At 61.6% G+C, this 16,885-nt stretch carries 14 protein-coding genes; 6 read left to right on the forward strand and 8 right to left on the reverse strand.

Features of this window, described 5'->3' with window-relative positions; all coding sequences use genetic code 11:
• Positions 1 to 690 precede the first annotated feature (690 nt).
• From H1204_RS18935 to H1204_RS18955, 5 genes are all read right to left on the reverse strand, one after another.
• Entirely contained in the window at positions 691 to 1,443 is a 753-nt protein-coding gene (locus H1204_RS18935) for an Asp/Glu racemase (protein ID WP_274608230.1), read from the reverse strand.
• Between the two features lie 27 nt (positions 1,444 to 1,470).
• The gene (locus H1204_RS18940; protein WP_243468719.1) at positions 1,471 to 2,787 is read right to left on the reverse strand and encodes an MFS transporter; all 1,317 of its coding nucleotides are present in this window, start codon (positions 2,785 to 2,787) and stop codon (positions 1,471 to 1,473) included.
• 287 nt (positions 2,788 to 3,074) lie between these two features.
• A complete protein-coding gene (locus H1204_RS18945) occupies positions 3,075 to 3,959 on the reverse strand; it encodes a LysR family transcriptional regulator (protein WP_007739389.1) in 885 nt (294 codons plus the stop codon).
• A 42-nt stretch (positions 3,960 to 4,001) separates the two neighbouring features.
• Positions 4,002 to 4,964: a D-2-hydroxyacid dehydrogenase family protein gene (locus H1204_RS18950; protein WP_180732241.1), complete on the reverse strand. Its 963-nt coding sequence runs from the start codon at positions 4,962 to 4,964 to the stop codon at positions 4,002 to 4,004.
• Positions 4,965 to 5,070: 106 nt separating this feature from the next.
• Complete coding sequence (locus H1204_RS18955; protein WP_180732242.1) at positions 5,071 to 6,540, reverse strand: mannitol dehydrogenase family protein; 1,470 nt, start codon at positions 6,538 to 6,540, stop codon at positions 5,071 to 5,073.
• 95 nt (positions 6,541 to 6,635) lie between these two features.
• Between H1204_RS18955 and manD the strand changes: the two genes are divergently transcribed.
• The 5 genes from manD to H1204_RS18980 are packed head-to-tail and all read left to right on the forward strand — an operon-like array spanning position 6,636 to position 12,574.
• Entirely contained in the window at positions 6,636 to 7,844 is a 1,209-nt protein-coding gene (gene manD, locus H1204_RS18960; protein WP_180732243.1) for a D-mannonate dehydratase ManD, read from the forward strand.
• A 38-nt stretch (positions 7,845 to 7,882) separates the two neighbouring features.
• Entirely contained in the window at positions 7,883 to 9,253 is a 1,371-nt protein-coding gene (locus H1204_RS18965; protein WP_180732244.1) for an MFS transporter, read from the forward strand.
• Between the two features lie 51 nt (positions 9,254 to 9,304).
• Positions 9,305 to 10,342, forward strand: coding sequence for an L-idonate 5-dehydrogenase (locus tag H1204_RS18970; RefSeq protein WP_180732245.1), 1,038 nt, complete (start codon positions 9,305 to 9,307; stop codon positions 10,340 to 10,342).
• 57 nt (positions 10,343 to 10,399) lie between these two features.
• A complete protein-coding gene (locus H1204_RS18975; protein ID WP_180732246.1) occupies positions 10,400 to 11,698 on the forward strand; it encodes an MFS transporter in 1,299 nt (432 codons plus the stop codon).
• A 30-nt stretch (positions 11,699 to 11,728) separates the two neighbouring features.
• On the forward strand, positions 11,729 to 12,574 hold the full coding sequence (locus H1204_RS18980) for a GntR family transcriptional regulator (RefSeq protein ID WP_274608231.1): 846 nt from the start codon (positions 11,729 to 11,731) through the stop codon (positions 12,572 to 12,574).
• Between the two features lie 210 nt (positions 12,575 to 12,784).
• Here the strand turns inward: H1204_RS18980 and H1204_RS18985 are convergent, their stop codons facing one another.
• Positions 12,785 to 13,153 (reverse strand): hypothetical protein, encoded by a 369-nt coding sequence (locus H1204_RS18985; protein ID WP_243468720.1) that lies wholly within the window; start codon positions 13,151 to 13,153, stop codon positions 12,785 to 12,787.
• A gap of 138 nt (positions 13,154 to 13,291) precedes the next feature.
• Positions 13,292 to 13,879 (reverse strand): hypothetical protein, encoded by a 588-nt coding sequence (locus H1204_RS18990; protein WP_180732247.1) that lies wholly within the window; start codon positions 13,877 to 13,879, stop codon positions 13,292 to 13,294.
• A 1,096-nt stretch (positions 13,880 to 14,975) separates the two neighbouring features.
• On the opposite strand from H1204_RS18990, the gene H1204_RS18995 reads away from it, so the two are divergent.
• On the forward strand, positions 14,976 to 15,587 hold the full coding sequence (locus H1204_RS18995) for a c-type cytochrome (RefSeq protein ID WP_243468721.1): 612 nt from the start codon (positions 14,976 to 14,978) through the stop codon (positions 15,585 to 15,587).
• 251 nt (positions 15,588 to 15,838) lie between these two features.
• Here the strand turns inward: H1204_RS18995 and H1204_RS19000 are convergent, their stop codons facing one another.
• Positions 15,839 to 16,684, reverse strand: coding sequence for a hypothetical protein (locus H1204_RS19000; RefSeq protein ID WP_243468722.1), 846 nt, complete (start codon positions 16,682 to 16,684; stop codon positions 15,839 to 15,841).
• Between the last annotated feature and the right edge of the window lie 201 nt (positions 16,685 to 16,885).

Genomic DNA, 16,885 nt, shown 5'->3' on the forward strand with positions numbered 1-16,885 from the left:
ATCGTGCTGCGTGGTGAAGCGAAGGGCAGTCCGCGCGGCCAGATGACCTATCCCACTTGCCGTGACATGGGACTCAGGTTAGCCCGACGCGGGACATCTCATGCTTCAGCTCGAGTCGGACCGTTGAACACAGGATGTTCGAGCGACGGGAGAAGTCCATGCGCAAGCCTCTACAGACGAGCGCTATATTGATGGCACTTGCCCTCGGTGGAAACGCAGTCGCTCATCCGAACATCGAGCGTTGCTGCATTCGAGAGCCGGGTTCCGGAGAGGATTCGGCAAGCTCATCGCGGACTATTGCGACTGGCGATGACACGAACGTAGAAACACGGGACGCCGCTCTTCCAGGCGATTCATTCCGTCCCGCCGAACGCGTTGCTCCCGGCAGACTGGACAAATCGGTAACTAACGTGAGCGCCGCTCCCGAGCGACTTGCGATCAGCAACAGTGGTGATGGAAGGGGCGACATCGAAAACGGCAGACCGGCCCTCCATCCGGCGACGCCGGACACGGCGACATCACTCCCTACCGCGTTCGCCGCGCCGCACGTTGTCCTCGATGGCACACCCATGCTCACGGGTAGCTGGCTAAGCAACGGCCAGTACGTACTCACGTTCGGCCTGAACGCCCGGAATTGACGCTGAGCGACTGACGTCATGTGGCTCGGCGGTCGGGAGCAGCCTTTCTTGTTCAGTACTTGCCCGAGAGCAGGTAACCCGCATTCGGAACGTGTGGATTCAGTCCCAGCGTTTTGAGGATGCGATAGACGGTCGACGTCGCGGCCGACAGGACTGGCTTGCCGAGGCGGTCCTCGACGGCCTGGATCGCGGGCAGCGAGGGCATTTGCACGCATGCGGAGAGCACGACGGCGTCTGCGTTGCTGATATCGAGACGGTCGGCGTGGCCGATCAGATTCAGCGGATCGAGGCGGCCGACAGCCAGATTGTCGGACACTTCGAGACTGATCGAGTCAGTCACTTCGATGTCTTCGCTCTGGATATAGTCCACAACCTGTTGCGTCAGCGGCTTCATGTACGGCGTGATGATCGCGACGCGCTTGAATCCCATCGTCTTCACACCTTCGACCAATGCGCCCGCCGAGCTGACAACCGGCGTCGGGGCGCCGTTGCTTTCGACGGTCTTTTTAAGGCGCGATTCCGACGTGCGGTGATAACCAGCGCCCTGGCACATGATAGCGACGAGGCATGCATACGCAAGCACATCGCAGCGCGCGTCGCTGAGTTCGAGCGCGCAGCGGTCGCTATCCACGTCCATCTTTTTCAGCTCCTCCGGCGTGACATGCATCATGCGCATGCGTGCAGAGTGGAACGTAAAACGCTCTTCGGGGAAGAGCTCGTAGCGCGAGGTCAGCATCGCGGGAATTTCCGTTTCCATCGTCGTGTTCGAGCTGGGAACGATCTGGCCGATTCGATAGGTCTTCATGGGTTTCTGGCTGGCGAGAGTTGAAAATCAGTTTCCGCTTGTGAGTTGAACGCCCTGCGTTTCCCGAAGCGTGAACACGAGAAGCGCGGCGGTGACATACGCAATGGACGCGATGCAGTAGGTCATCGTGAAACCGATCAGCGGAATCAGCGCGGGCACGAGCTTGATGCCGGCGATTGCGCCGACGCGTCCAAAGTTGAAGCAAAATCCTGCGGCCGTCGAACGGATACTGGTGGGGAAGAGTTCCGCGTACCACGCACCGAAGCCGCTGAAATAACCGGTAAAGAATCCGAGCAACGCCGACAGCACGCCGATGATGGCGATGTTCTGCACGTTGAATTCGAGCCTGCCATTGGTCAGCGGAATCATCGTCGCGCCATAGGCGAACATGGGTACGGCTATCGCGATGCCGATAAAGAAGCCCGCAAATGCCGCGCGCCGTCCGAAGCGCTCCGCCAGCGAGCCGTACGCGAGATAGCCAAGCGTCGCGCCGATGCCCGTCCACACCAGAAAGACAGGCGCCTGATCGATGCGCACATGCAGGATGCTCTGCAGGTAGGTCGGGGTGAACGTGGTGATGATCCAGTACCCGTACATGCCGAGAATCGAAATCGCGAGCGCGAGCAGCGTCGTGCGCCGGTACTCAGGCCGGAAGATCTGCAACAGGTTCGCTTTGCTGGCGTTGGCCTTCAGGAACTCGCGATTCGCGAGCCACACCGGCGATTCCTTCACGAAGAAAAGAATGAAGATGGCGATGCCGTAAGCAGGCACAGCGGACAGCATGAAGAGCTTGCGCCACGAATCGGGGTTCGACGCATCGAGCAGGGTCCAGGCGAAGATCGCGGCCAGCAGGCTGCCGCCGGACCAGCCCGTCTGCATCACGGCGATCGCTTTCGCGCGGCCCGACGGCGGCCAGATTTCGCTGACGAGGGCAACAGCCGCGGACCACAACCCGCCTACGCCGATGCCCACCGCGAACCGATATACGTTGAGTTCGACGATGCTGTGGGCGAAGCCGCACAGCAGCGTGCCCGTGGCGTAAGTGAGAACAGAAATGAGCAACGTGCGCTTGCGACCGATCTTGTCGGAGATGTTGCCGAGGAAGAAGCCACCGATACCCGTCGCGAGCAGGAACCACGCGACGGTCGACACCACGTCGGCCAGCGACGCCGAAAACGTATGCGAGACGGCGAGAATGACGAACCCGAACACGGTTGCGTCGAGTGCATCGAACAACCACGCGCCCCACGATCCACCGAGCGTCACGTAACGTGCGAGGCGCGGCATCTGATCGGAAGAGGCTGCGTGAGCCGTCCTTGTCTCCATTGCTCCAGTACTGTTCATTTTGTAGTCCATTGACGGCCGGGCGGCCGTGTTGATCCAGATGCGCGCACGCGGGTCGATGCAGCCGACGTTTCTCGAATACCCGGTGTGGGTGGCGTGTTTGCCAGAGGCGCCAGCACATGGCGGGGCGCCTGATCGCGAGCTGCGCCAAACGGTGGCGGCGCCACGCATACGCGGCGAGTGAGTTGATGCTAAGGAGATGGCTGCGCGCTGTACACCAGTGAATGGCTATCCTGCCATCGCGAACCGTTATGGCCGCATCGGCAGGTCAGCTGAGCTCGACTGCTTCAGTTGCTCGCGCGAAGATGCTCGAAAAAGAGCCGCGCAACGGGTGATAGCGCGTCGGCGCGGCGCACGCATACGACCAGTTCGCGCTTCGCCCATGGCTCGTCGAGCTTCAGTGTGCGCGTGCCGGGCAACCGGTACAGGTCCGCGTTGCCCGCAGGCAGGATGCCGACACCCATGCCTACCTGCACCATCTTGCACAGCGCGTCATACGACGACACTTCGACCTTCGCCCGCAGCGTCTTTCCCACCCGGTTCGCCTCCGTGAGCATCTGGAAGCGCAGATGTGTGCCCGCGCGAAGCACCACATGCTCATGGTCGAGCGTTTCCGCGAATGTGACATGCCGGCGGTTCGCCAGCGGATGACGGGACGGGACGAGCACCTTTAATTCGTCGGTGCGAAACGGATGGACCTCGATATCGGCGCTATACGGCAGCCGTGTAAAGACGCCGATCTCCGCGACGTTTTCCGAAATGCCCTCGGTAATCGCGAGACTGTCTCGCTCGATCAGCGAGATATTGATGTCCGGATAGCGCTCGCTGAACGACTTGACGATGGGCGGCATGAAGGTCGAAATCGCCGAGATGTTGACGAGCACGCGCACCGATCCACGCAGACCGTCGGAATACGCCTTCATTTGCAGGACGATATTGCGCATGTCGTCCAGCACATCGCGTGCGAGTATCGACAGTCTGACGCCCGCCGCAGTCGGCGTGATGCCTTTGTTCGTGCGCGTGAGCAGCGGCGTGCCAAACAGCTCTTCGAGTTCTCTGAGGCGCTTGCTCACGGCGGGTGCGGCGATGTGCTCGAGCTCGGCCGCACTGGCGATCGTGCCTTCTTCCACTACGCGCACGAACAGCTTCAGAGAAACGGGATCAAGCTTCAAGGCGCGCTCCTCTACTGAGCGCGCACAAGCGTTTGCCGCACGTCATGCATGAGGCTGTCGCGTCTGATCGAGCCATTCGACGATATTGCGCACCGTATCGCCGTAGAACGTCTGATACAACTCCTGCGTCACATACCCGATATGCGGCGTCGCAAGTACGTTTGTCAGCGAGCGAAACGGGTCCGTCAGCGGGAGCGGCTCGGTGTCGTATACGTCGATGGCGGCGCCCGCGATCTGTCCGCTCTGTAGCGCAGCGAACAACGCCGCCGTATCGACGATCGGACCGCGCGACGTATTGACGATGCGGCTCGTGCGCTTCATCCTGGCTAGCTCTTCAGCACCGACCAGACCTCGCGTTCGGTCGCTCAGGCGGACATGGATGGAGAGGAAGTCGGAGGTTGAGAACAGGGTATCCCTGTCGACCCGTTGCACGCCTTTCGATTCCGCGCGTTCGGCCGTCAGGTTCTGGCTCCAGGCAATCACGTTCATCCTGAACGCGCGGCCGATTACGCCGACGGCCGAACCAATATGCCCCAGCCCGAGCAGGCCGAGCGTCTTGCCCGCCAGTTCCGTGCCGAGCATCTGTTGCCAGCCGCCTTCGCGCAACGACTGGCTTTCCGCCGGGATATGGCGTGCCATCGCGAGAATCATCGCCCATGTGAACTCGATGGTCGGCGTGGACGAGTAACCCGTGTGGACGACCTTGACGCCGCGCTCTGTCGCTGCGTCCGTGTCGATCGAAGCGTTGCCCGATCCCGTCGATGCGATCAGCTTGAGGTTCGGCAGACGTTCAATGATTTCACGCGTAAGCGGCGTGCGCTCGCGCATCGCGCACACGACGTCGAAGGGCTTCAACCGTTCGATCACTTGTGCCGGGTCCGCCACATGATCGTTGAAGACGGTGATTTCCGCGCGATTGTCTAGCGGTGACCAGTCCGCCACTTTGAGCGCGACGTTCTGGTAGTCGTCGAGGACAGCAACTTTGATGAGGGGCGAGTTGGTCATGATGAGCTTCCATATTTGATTGCCGTCATGTGCATCGCGCAACAATGGCACGGGGCAGTGTGACATAACCCTGTAGCCGTTGCTTGTGCGCTGCCATGTCGGCGCGTCAATCGCGCTCAATCGCGATGGCTTGTCGCGCGCCGTGCTGCAGCAGCCTGACAGCGTCCACTAGCCGTCGCCGGAAAACCTCCCGGTTCGCCAGTTCGGGTGGGAACACCTCCTTGATCGCCAGCATCGTGTCGACGAGTTGCTCGGGATCGGTAGGGACACTCGCCGTGAGGCGTGCGGCCATCGGATCGCTGATGTCATAACGCGTGCCGTCGTCGGCGTGTCCGCGCAGGAACACGAGCCATGCCGCGACGGCCAGTGTGAGTCGTTCGATCGATTGCCCTGCGTTCAAACGCGCCTCGATCGTTGCGAGCAGCCGCGGCGGAATCTTCTGGCTGCCGTCCATTGCAATCTGCGCGGTGCGATGCTTGAGCGCCGCATTCGCATAACGCGCGAGCAGCGCGTCACGATAGGCGAGCACGTCGAATGAAGGCGGCACGTCGAGCGTCGGTGCGATTTCGTGCGTCATCATCGCGTGGATCAGTGCTCTCAGCGGCGGATGGGCGATCGCTTCGTCGATCGTCGTGAAGCCCGCGAGCATCGACAGATACGCGAGCGTCGAATGCGTGCCGTTGAGCATGCGCAGTTTGGCGAGTTCGAACGGCATCACGTCATCGACGAGTTGTGCGCCGGCTCGTTCCCACGCGGGACGTCCCGCCGGAAAGCAATCTTCGATCACCCATTGGCGAAACGGCTCGCACGGCACGGGAACGGCGTCGCGGGTATTCAACGCGTTCAGCGCCGCTTCGCGGTCAGCGTCGGTGGTGGAGGGCACGATGCGGTCCACCATCGTCGACGGAAACGCGACATGCGCGTCGATCCAGTCGGCGAGGTCGCGCCCGATCACGCGTGCAAACGACACGACCGCCTGCTTCAAGGCCGCTCCGTTGTGCGAGAGGTTGTCGCACGACAGCACAGTGAAGGGCGGCGTGCCGGCATCGCGTCTTTGTCTGAGGGCGGCGGCGAGGATGCCTGGTACAGTGGACGGCTCGTCCGGATGCGCCAGATCGTGCGCGATCCCCGCGTGTTTCAGGTCCACGTCGCCCGTTCGCGTATCGCGGCAGTAGCCCTTCTCGGTGACCGTCAGCGAGACGATGCACACGTTTTCATCGGCTAGCAACTCGAAAAGACGCGCACGGTCGTGCGGCATCGCGAGCACTTCCTTGAGCGCGCGAATCACCGTGACGCACACGCCCTCGGGCCCGCGTTCGACCACGCTATACAAACCGTCCTGCGCCATCAAGGCATCGCGTTTGCCCACGTCGCCTTGCAACGTCACGCCGCAGATGCCCCAGTCGCCACCCGCCGCGAGCATCGCTTCTTCCGTATAGACGGCCTCGTGCGCGCGATGAAAATTACCGATCCCCAGATGAACGATGCCGATACGTGGATCGCGCCACGCCGGCCCCAGTACGTGGTCGTTCAATGAATTGAGTGCAGCGCGGCAAAGCGTTGGGTTGGCGGTCATGTTCAGGTCCGAAGCGCGGGAAAACCCGTTGTTGACGATTGAATATACTTGTATGGTAGCATCAGTTCCATCGAATGCGACTCAAGGAAATCCCCATGAAAATCGTCCGCGCCGACGTGATCGTCACGTGTCCCGGCCGCAACTTCGTCACGCTCAAGGTCGTGACGGACGAGGGCGTGCATGGCATCGGCGATGCCACGTTGAACGGCCGCGAACTCGCGGTGGCGTCGTATCTGAAGGACCATGTGTGCCCGTTGCTGATCGGGCGCGATCCGGGGCGCATCGAGGATATCTGGCAATTTCTCTACAAGGGTGCGTACTGGCGCCGCGGCCCGGTAACGATGACCGCGATCGCCGCTGTCGATATGGCGCTGTGGGACATTCTCGGCAAGGTGGCGAATCTGCCGCTGTACCGCTTGCTGGGCGGCGCGTCGCGTGAAGGCGTGATGGTCTACGGCCACGCGACGGGACGCGACATTCCCGAAGCGCTCGACCGTTACGAAGAACACATCGAAGCCGGCTACAAGGCGATCCGCATTCAGTGCGGCGTGCCGAACATGCGCTCGGTCTATGGTGTGTCGAAGGGTTCTGGCATGTACGAGCCGGCGACCAAAGGTGTCGTCGAGGAGCAAAGCTGGTCGACGGAAAAGTATCTCGACTTCGTACCGAAGCTCTTCGAAGCCGTGCGCGACAAGTTTGGCTTCGATACCCACCTGCTGCACGACGTGCATCACCGGCTCACGCCGATCGAAGCAGCGCGCCTGGGTAAATCAGTCGAGCCGTATCGGCTGTTCTGGATGGAAGACCCGACGCCCGCCGAAAACCAGGCGGGCTTCCGCCTGATCCGCGAGCACACGGTCACGCCGATCGCGGTCGGTGAAGTGTTCAACAGCATCTGGGACTGCAAGCAGTTGATTGAAGAGCAGTTGATCGACTATATCCGCGCGACCTTGACGCACGCGGGCGGCATCACGCACCTGAAGCGTATCGCCGATTTCGCTTCGCTCTATCAGGTGCGTACGGGCTGTCACGGGCCATCGGATCTGTCGCCCGTCTGCATGGGCGCGGCACTGCATTTCGACCTGTGGGTGCCGAACTTCGGCGTGCAGGAGTACATGGGCTTTCCGAAGGAAGCACTCGACGTGTTCCCGCATGCATGGAGCTTCGATCACGGCATGATGCATCCGGGCGAAGCGCCGGGACATGGCGTCGATATTGATGAGGAAGCGGCCGCGCGCTATCCGTACGACCCGGCGTATCTGCCCGTCGCGCGGCTCGAAGACGGCACGCTGTGGAACTGGTAAGTCCCTTCGACAGATAGAACGACAGCCAGGAGACAGGCATGGCAGACAAGAAAACCAGTGCGATGCTGCGGCGCGTGGCCGCTGCATCGACGATCGGCACAGCCGCCGAGTACTACGATTTCTTCGTGTACGGCACGGCTGCCGTGCTCGTGTTCGGTGCGAAGTTCTTCCCGTCGAGCGATCCGCTGATCGGCACGCTCGCGGCATTCGCGACCTACGCCGTGGGGTTCGTGGCACGGCCGCTCGGCGGCATCGTGTTCGGGCATTTCGGCGATCGCATCGGACGCAAGAAGGCGTTGATCGTCACGATCCTGATCGTCGGACTGGGGACGTTCGCGATCGGCCTGCTGCCGGACTATTCGCAGATCGGCGTCTGGGCGCCTGCCTCGCTGATTCTGATTCGCGTGCTGCAAGGCTTTGGTGTGGGTGGCGAGCAGGCGGGCGCGGTGTTGCTGACAGCGGAGTACGCACCACCGCGCGAGCGCGGCTTTTTCGCGAGTCTCGTGCAGCTCGGCGCACCCGCGGGCTTTCTGATTCCGTCGGGTCTCTTCGCGTTGCTGACCGCCACACTCACGCATGAGCAACTGATGGACTGGGGCTGGCGTCTGCCGTTTCTGGGCAGCATCGTGCTGGTCGTGGTTGGCCTGTATATCCGGCTGCGTACGGAAGAGTCGCCGATCTTCGCCAGCATCCGCGAGACCAAGGCCGTCGAGTCGCGGCCGGTGGTCGAGGTCGTGAAGCAGTTCGGGCCGACTATCGTGAAAGGCGTCGGCGCGAAGCTGATCGAGGCGTGCACCTTCGCGATGTACACGATGATCGTGCTCGCCTACGGACGTGCGCACGACATCAGCCAGAGCCTGCTACTGCAGACCATCATCGTCGCCGTCGTGCTCGAGCTACTCGCGATTCCGCTGGCGGGCGCGCTGTCGGACCGGATCGGCCGGCGCACGACGTTCATCGCGGGGGCCGTGCTGCAGGTGCTGCTCGTCGTGCCGCTGTTCCATGCCGTCGATAGCGGCAACCGCCTCGCGATCCAGGCGGCGATGATTCTCGCGATCTCGGTCGGTCACAGCCTGTGCTATGCGCCTCAGGCGTCGCTTTTCCCCGAACTCTTTCCAGCGCGCGTGCGATGCAGCGGCATTGCGCTCATCTGGCAGATCGGATCGCTGATCGGCAGCGGCGTGCTGGGACTCGTCGCGGTCAAACTGATTCAGGCGACGCACGGAAATTCGATCGGGCTCGTCATCTATGTGGCGTTGCTCGGGATCGTCTCGGCCGTCTGCATTTTCCTGCTACCCGAAACCGCTCCCGCGCGACGCGGCGGGGATCTCCACGACTGGGGCGCGCCGCAACGCGAGCCAGCCTCGCACGAAGCACACGCATCGGCCGCTTTCGCTGCGCGCCAATAGCACGCCAACAAGCACGCCGATACGGCAGCACCTCGATACAGGATCACGACCATGTTTGCAGCCGTTCTCCACGAACCGAAGAAACTCCTCATCGATGAACTCGATGCCCCCCAACCGCAAGCCGGTCAGGTCCAGGTTCGCGTGCGCGCCGGCGGCATCTGCGGCTCCGATCTCTCGTACTACTTCAAGGGCAAGAGCGGCGACTTCGCGGTGCGCGAGCCGTTCGTGCTGGGTCATGAAGTCGCGGGTGAAGTCGCGGCGCTCGGCGAGGGCGTCACCGGCCTTGCAGTCGGGCAGCGCGTCGCCGTGAATCCGGGGCTCAACTGCGGCGTCTGCCGATACTGCGTCAAAGGCATGCCGAATCATTGCCTGAACATGCGCTTCATGGGCAGCGCGTCGACGTTTCCGCACATGCAGGGCATGTTCCGCCAGTTCATCGCGGTGAGCGCGCATCAGTGCGTGCCCGTGCCGGATGGACTCGACTTTGCGCAGGCGTCGATGGCCGAGCCGCTCGCGGTGGCGCTGCATGCGCTGCGCCTGGCCGGCTCGCTGGTTGGGGCGAAGGTGCTGCTGGTAGGTTGTGGACCGATCGGTTGCATTCTGCTCGCGGTGGCGAAGCGCGCGGGCGCGCACCGCATCGTTGCACTCGATCTCGCGGAGAAAGCGTTGCAGATGGTGGCGACACTCGGCGCCGACGAAACCGTGCTCGCCAACGATCAGGCCCGCATCGATCAGTGGGCGCAGCAGCGCGGCACCTTCGATGTGGTACTGGAAGCGTCGGGTAGCACGGCGGGCCTCGACACGGCACTACGCGCCGCGCGCGCGGGCGGCACGGTCATCCAGGTCGGCAATCTGCCGGCGGGACAGTCACCCGTGGCAGCGAATCTGGTGATGTCGAAGGAGCTTCGCTATCAGGGCTCGTTCCGCTTCACCGATGAATACGCCGTCGCCGCCGAAGAACTCGGCGCGCACAAGATCGATCTGCGCCCGCTGATGACGCACACGTTCTCGCTCGAAGAAGCGAACCGTGCGTTCGAAGTCGCGCATGACCGCACGCAATCGATGAAGGTTCATCTGAACTTCGACTAACTTTTCCACATGAACCGCCCGGGCAGACAAAGAGGCGGAGCACTGGAGACACACACCATGATCAAGAGCCAGCGATGGTTCGTCGTCGGCCTGCTGTTTCTTGCGGGCGTCATCAATTGCCTCGACCGCGCAGCGCTTTCGATTGCCGCGCCGCTGATCCAGAAAGACCTGAACTTTTCGCATGCGCAGATGGGCATCGTGTTCAGCAGTTTCTTCATCGGCTATGCGCTGTTCAACTTCATCGGCGGCGTGGCCTCCGACAAATTCGGCGCGAAGAAAGTGTTTGGCGGCGCAATGGGCATCTGGTCGATCTTCTGCGGCGCAACGGCCCTCGCGAGCGGCCTCTTTTCGCTGATCGTGCTGCGCGTGCTGTTCGGCATGGGCGAAGGCCCGTTCAGTTCGTCGAATAGCAAGATGGTGAACAACTGGTTTCCGCGCCGCGAAGTGGCGAGCGCGATCGGCGTCATCAGCTCGGGTACGCCGCTCGGCGGGGCGCTTGCGGGGCCCGTGGTCGGTTATATGGCGATCCAGTTCGGCTGGCGCTGGGCGTTCGTCGCGATCATGGTGTTCGGCCTCGCGTGGCTCGTGTTCTGGTCGCTTGCCACGACCGAGCATCCGCAGCAGAACAGGCGCGTCAAGCCGGCTGAACTCGATCTGATCGTCGCGGGCCAGCAGCAGGCTTCGTCGATGGAACATGCGCCTGCGGGCAAGAAGACGGGACTCGGTTTCTACCTGAAGCAACCCATCATCCTCGCGACCGCGCTGGCGTTCTTCTCCTACAACTACGTGCTGTTCTTCTTTCTGTCGTGGTTCCCGACCTATCTGACGGAAGCCCATCACATGTCGCTGCACGACATGAGCATCGCGACGGTGATTCCGTGGGTGCTCGGCAGCATCGGGCTGGCGGCAGGCGGCTTCATCACCGACTTCATCCTGCGCCTGACGGGCAAGCCGCTGTTGTCGCGCCGGATCGTGCTGTCGGTGTGCCTCGGCGCGGCGGCCGTATGCGTGGGCTTCGCCGGACGCGTGCAGAGCATGCAGGGCGCCGTGGCGCTGATGTCGGTTTCGATCTTCTTCCTGTATGTCACCGGCTCGGTCTACTGGGCAGTGATCCAGGATACGGTGCGCCGCGAGAACGTGGGCGGCGTGGGCGGCTTCGTGCATCTGCTCGCCAATCTCGCGGGTGTGATCGGACCGGCCGTGACGGGCTTCATCGTACAGGCGACGCACGGCGCGTACGGCAGCGCGTTCGTGCTGGCTGGGGCGATCGCGGTGATCGGCGCGCTGTGTGCGCTGGTTTTCATCCGCGAGCCCAAGTCGCAAAAAGCCCCGGCAGAGCGTAAACTAGTATGGTAGTTTGACGATACTAGTCTTCGATTACCCGGTATGGACACGAAAATTGCAAGCCCAAAGCCCGCGACGCGGCGCGAGAAGAAAACCGCCACGCTGACGGCTGCACCCGTCACGAGTCAGACCCGCGCGGTTTCCGACGGCGAAGTAAAAACGCCGCTGCGCGGTGCGCTGACGGGTTTGTCCGTCGAATCGCACGAACCGATCGGCAAGCAGATATTCCGCTCGTTGCGCGAGGCGATCTTTACGGGGCTGCTCGCGCCCGGCACGCCGCTTTCGGAGAAAGAGGTGTCGGAGATGTTTCAGGTGTCGCGGCAGCCTGTGCGCGAAGCCTTCATCAAGCTCGTCGAGGCCGGCGTGCTGCAGGTGTTGCCGCAGCGCGGCACCTTCGTGAAGCGGATCTCCCCGCGCAAGGTGCGCGAAGGGCGTTTCATTCGCGAGGCCATCGAGGCGGCCGTCGTACGCAAGGCGGCTGTGGCTATCACCGATGCGCAACTGGCGGAACTTGCCGCGAATCTGCGCGAGCAGAAGGCTGCGTCCAGGCTCAACGACACAGCCGCGTTTCTTGCCTGCGATGAGCAGTTTCACTTCCTGATCGCACAGTCCATCGATTGCGTTGCGGCGTGGGAGACGATCCAGGACATCAAGGCGCAGATGGATCGTGTGCGCTATCTGAGCCTGCATGAAGTGTCGCCGCTCGACTTGCTGATCAAGCAGCATGCGCTGATCGTGAGCGGGCTGAAGGCGCACGATCCCGATGCCGCGGAAAACGCGATGCGCGCGCATTTGCGGGAGATTCTGGTGTCGCTCGGGCCAGTGGCGCAGCTCAACCCGGACTGGTTCGAACCGGACGAGCCAGAAGCCGTGCGGTTGATGCTCTAACGCTTCTCGCGGTCTTTCGGTTCCACCGGCATCTCCGGATGATTCAACATCGCGGCGTCGAGGGTGAATCGCTGATGGTGAAGCCGTCAATCGTTTTCAAATAGCTTGAACCTGATTGTCGATGATTCGCTATCCATATTAAATGTTGCTCATTGGTGGCGTGTACGGCGGCCGGGTCACCTTGTGGCAAACGGGGCTCCAGCTGGCACGCTAGTGGCGACCTGCCGCCATCGAATTGAGATGTGCAAGTTGCCCGTCTACCTCCGCATGCACGGTTTGCTGATAAACCTGTGCGGGAGTCCTGGCCGGGGTCGGCCCGGCATAGGGCGGAACCCATCGGCCGTTCGGCAGGCCGGCGGAATGGCTGATTGGCAACTGGAGCGAGTTGTTGGCGGGCTGCGCGATCGTAGCGACGCCACGGGTCGATTGAGCAAACGCCGTCGACGCTGTTACGACCAGAACGATCGCGATAACTGTACGTTTCATTTTGATCCCCAGGCGGTTAGGGACCGATCCCAGTGACTGGGCGGTGGAGATAACATAAGACCGAGGGTACGCCTTTTCGTTCAGGTCGGTCATCTCAGGGCGCTCGCTGTGAGCATCGATCAGCGAACGACGGCCTCTGGAGGACGAAGGACGGAGGCGTTCGCCGAAATCGCCGCCTTTCGCCCTTCAAGAAAACTATTGATCCGTTGTCGCTTTTGGCCGTGGTGGAATTTAGTCCGTCGGGCTCGCAGCCTTGGCGGAGCCGCGCGTCGCGTCGACTGGCGAATTACGCTCCCTTTCCCGCGCAAGCAACTGCTGCTTCAACATGAGTGCCTCGCTATTGTCGTGCTGCAATGAAAGCGCCCAAAAAACGCCCGAGCGCGCCATGCGCAGGTCGTTTTTCTCGAGACCGCTGTGTGCTCGCGCAAGTGCGAGCGCCATCAGCCTGTGATTCTTGTCGCTATCTCTCCCGCTGTTCGAAACCGAACTCTGCGAGGAGACTGATTGTGACGGCTGTGGCGTCGCGGTCGAAGGCTGGGCCAGTTCAGGCACGGCGACCGGTGCAGGCATTGTTTCTGTTGTCGTTGTCGAGTTTTGCGCTATTGCTGGATTGTTCGCCGAGCCTCGCGCCATTGCGGGCGCATCTGCGGCCGCGGTCCGCCGCGCCTCGCTCGTGCCATTTGCCGTTACGCTTCCTTGCACTGTGTTCGATGCCGCTACCGGTTCTCCATCGGCGGAGCCACTATGGCGGTGAACCAATACCACTGCGGCGCAAAGCACGACTAATGCCACCAGAGTGAGTGCTACCCCCGTTTTCATACGCCAACCACGGAAACCGCCTGGCGATGGCGAAGGTGAACGCGCGTCGCCATCCGGGTCGGCAACGGCCGGTCGGACGAAAGACGTCAGCCGGGACCTCCACATGTGGCCCCCGGGCGCAACGTTTGGACGCGCGGCTGTAGCGCTTGCCGTTTTGGATGCCGTTGCGGCGTTGGGTTTCGTCGTCGAGGTGCGTTCGCTGGACGCTAGCCTCGCAGGCGCTCCGCATTGTGGACAAAAATTAACAGGCTCGGATAACCTACCGCCGCAATGCGCGCACGTGGTCAAAAAAATCGGGCGACGAGCGGTTTGCGCGTCCATCGTTAAGTGTTCCCCCGTATGAATGCAACTGCTCCATGGTGCGAACCGATACCGCGATCGCAATAAGATAAGACGAATAGAAAACGGAGCGGGGCAGACTGCCAATATCGGTCAGCGGCGCACCAGCGTCAACCCGCTATCCAGAATTACGCAAGCACGCATCGGTCATAAGTTAGCCCTTCGGCGCAAATCAGAAGATGGATCGTTTAGTAGGGTCGATGTATTTTTCTGCCGAAATTGCGAATGTTCATGGCGGCTTTCGTTTCCGCGAACACTACGTCGGCGAGTCGATGCCTTGGACACATGTGTCTCGCGCAAAGAGAAGATTTCGCAAGAATAGATAATGGATACGTGTTTCTGATTGCCATACGTTTAGGAATAGAAAATAAACATCATTAATTCAAGAAGCAGCCGCAATTGGAAAGTCGTAAGCAAATCTGATTGCTCAAGGTTGAAAGATCCGCGACGGTTTTGCTTAAGAAAGTGCGCACGACTCAAGCACACGTCGCCTGGCATATAACGAGTACATTGCCTTCAGATTACAAATTGGACATCTGGCACAAATCCAACGTGGTAGTCATCCGGGTTGAGGTACGCTCGACTCATGCTGGCTCCCATTCAAGGGGCGACTTCATGGCTTTCAGCGGAGAAAGGACCGATGTTGGAAAGGGCAAGGTTGTTCAATGCGAGCGTCCCGGACAGGAGCGCGTGGCGCGCAAGAAAGGTTTCGTTTTGCGCGCGTATCCTGTTAGGCGGTGCACAACTGGGTATATTCGTGTCGTTAGGCACATTCGCGAGTGCGGGCTTCGCGCAAGGCAATGCCATTGCTGCGGTTGGAGCCACACCGACACAGATTCCTTCGATCGCGACTTGCGTCGCGTGTCACGGCGCGTTGGGTGCCGGCGAAGCGTCCGGCGCGCCGCGACTCGCGGGCAAGGATCCGCAGTACCTTGCCCACGCGTTGTCGATGTTCAAGGCAGGCACGCGCATCAGTGTGCCGATGCAGGCGGTGGCGCAGAACCTCACGGACAACGATATGCATGCGCTTGCCATGTTCTTCTCCGAGCAGAACCCGCCGATCGTGAAGGTTTCTCCGCCGCCTTCGCAAACGCTCGTGGTGGCGGGCCGGCAACTGGCGGAGAAGGGCGCGGGCGCTAGTGTTCCTGCGTGTTTCAGTTGTCACGCCGCAGGCGGCAAAGGCGATGGCGCGCGATTCCCGTCGATTGCGGGCGAGCCGTCCGCGTTCACGATCGCACGGTTGCACGAATTCCAGGCGCGCGCGAAGTCCGCGCCGCCGAAGTCGGGCACGATGACGGCCGTTGCTGCTGAACTCGACGAACAGCAGATTGAACAGGTCGCCGCCTATCTGTCCGTGACAGGGCCGTGACGTGACTGCCAGGTAGCGCGCGTTCCGTTACGACGTGTCGATCTCGCTCATTCATCGATCTTTATCGCGACAGGTCGCAATGGAATAAGAGTGGCTCGCTCTTCGCCGAACGCTTTGTTCTATTGTTCGAGGCTTGCGGGTGAGCCCGGTCGACAGGACGACTGGTAGCGCGTGGCGCGGTCGACGAGGCTCAATGGGCGCTAGCGTGACAAGACTGCCGGATACGTCCCGGGCAGTCTTTGGGATGCGACTCAAATGTCGGCGTAGTCGATACCGGTCAGAACACCTAAGTGCGCAACGGTGGTGAAATGCGACGTTTGCTTCGTATCGATGTCCAGCTCGCGCACGTTGCCGCCCAGATCGGTCACGAAGGCGCGGCGCCCACGTGGGTCCAGAGACACGCCAATCCCCTCTTTCAGATCGTGGGCGAGCACCTGGCGATCAACCAGCCCGGACGCCGTGATTCGTGCGCGATTCAAAGTATTTCCGTCATGCGTATCGTCGCCACGATCCGTCCAGTAAAGCATGCTATCGCGGTGATCGATATCGAGGTCGATCGGTTCGGGCAGATCGGCCAGCAAACATTCGATGTCCGGGCGTCGATCGGGTGTCGCGGCAGGCGGCAACTCGATCCCCGCCCTGAAGATGCGGCCCTCTCCACCATCCGGTGGTCCCTTTTGCGTCCAGTAGACGTGCCCGTTCGCCTTATCCAATACGATGCCTACGCAATGGCGAGTCGCGTCGCCCGTATCCTCGGGGAAATTCCCGGTGCGGACGAGTTCCGTCACCTCGCTGCCATCCAGCCGCGCGCGCATGACTCGCATGCCTTCGCGATCGCACCAGTAAAGGTGGCCGCCTTCCTTGTCCAGCACCAGTTCCTTGGGTGTCCCGGCCTTACCGGAAGGCACCAGTACACGATGCTCGCTTCCGTCGAGCTTCGCGCATTCGATCGTGCCGTCGTTCGGAGGAACTGCGCCCGAAGCCGGATCGTCATCGACCAGATGGATGCCGGTTCCCATGTTGGTCCAGTAGACCATCTGGCTTTCAGCATCGACCTTGATGCCGTCGGGTGTGCGCGTAAGGTTCGCGATGATCACCTCGTGTGAACCGTCCGGTGATAGAGCGATGATCGCCGGTGGACGTGCTTGCAGGATATACAGCGTACCGCCATTCTTCGTAGTCACAGTCAATACCCTCCATGAGGTCGCTATAAGCATCGTCGTACTGGCGGAGTAAATCTGTCTACCCGCCGCTGCTGAGCCGTTCCGGACAGACTACCTTAAATTGCGCGAGGGCTC

The sequence above is a fragment of the Paraburkholderia sp. PGU19 genome (assembly GCF_013426915.1).
GTDB lineage: Bacteria > Pseudomonadota > Gammaproteobacteria > Burkholderiales > Burkholderiaceae > Paraburkholderia.

Coding starts and splice junctions, on each gene's coding strand:
- H1204_RS18935 (WP_274608230.1), bottom strand. CDS start 1,443: ATGAAGACCTATCGAATCGGCCAGATCGTTCCCAGCTCGAACACGACG.
- H1204_RS18940 (WP_243468719.1), bottom strand. CDS start 2,787: ATGAACAGTACTGGAGCAATGGAGACAAGGACGGCTCACGCAGCCTCT.
- H1204_RS18950 (WP_180732241.1), bottom strand. CDS start 4,964: ATGACCAACTCGCCCCTCATCAAAGTTGCTGTCCTCGACGACTACCAG.
- H1204_RS18955 (WP_180732242.1), bottom strand. CDS start 6,540: ATGACCGCCAACCCAACGCTTTGCCGCGCTGCACTCAATTCATTGAAC.
- manD (WP_180732243.1), top strand. CDS start 6,636: ATGAAAATCGTCCGCGCCGACGTGATCGTCACGTGTCCCGGCCGCAAC.
- H1204_RS18965 (WP_180732244.1), top strand. CDS start 7,883: ATGGCAGACAAGAAAACCAGTGCGATGCTGCGGCGCGTGGCCGCTGCA.
- H1204_RS18970 (WP_180732245.1), top strand. CDS start 9,305: ATGTTTGCAGCCGTTCTCCACGAACCGAAGAAACTCCTCATCGATGAA.
- H1204_RS18975 (WP_180732246.1), top strand. CDS start 10,400: ATGATCAAGAGCCAGCGATGGTTCGTCGTCGGCCTGCTGTTTCTTGCG.
- H1204_RS18980 (WP_274608231.1), top strand. CDS start 11,729: ATGGACACGAAAATTGCAAGCCCAAAGCCCGCGACGCGGCGCGAGAAG.
- H1204_RS18985 (WP_243468720.1), bottom strand. CDS start 13,153: ATGACCGACCTGAACGAAAAGGCGTACCCTCGGTCTTATGTTATCTCC.
- H1204_RS18990 (WP_180732247.1), bottom strand. CDS start 13,879: ATGAAAACGGGGGTAGCACTCACTCTGGTGGCATTAGTCGTGCTTTGC.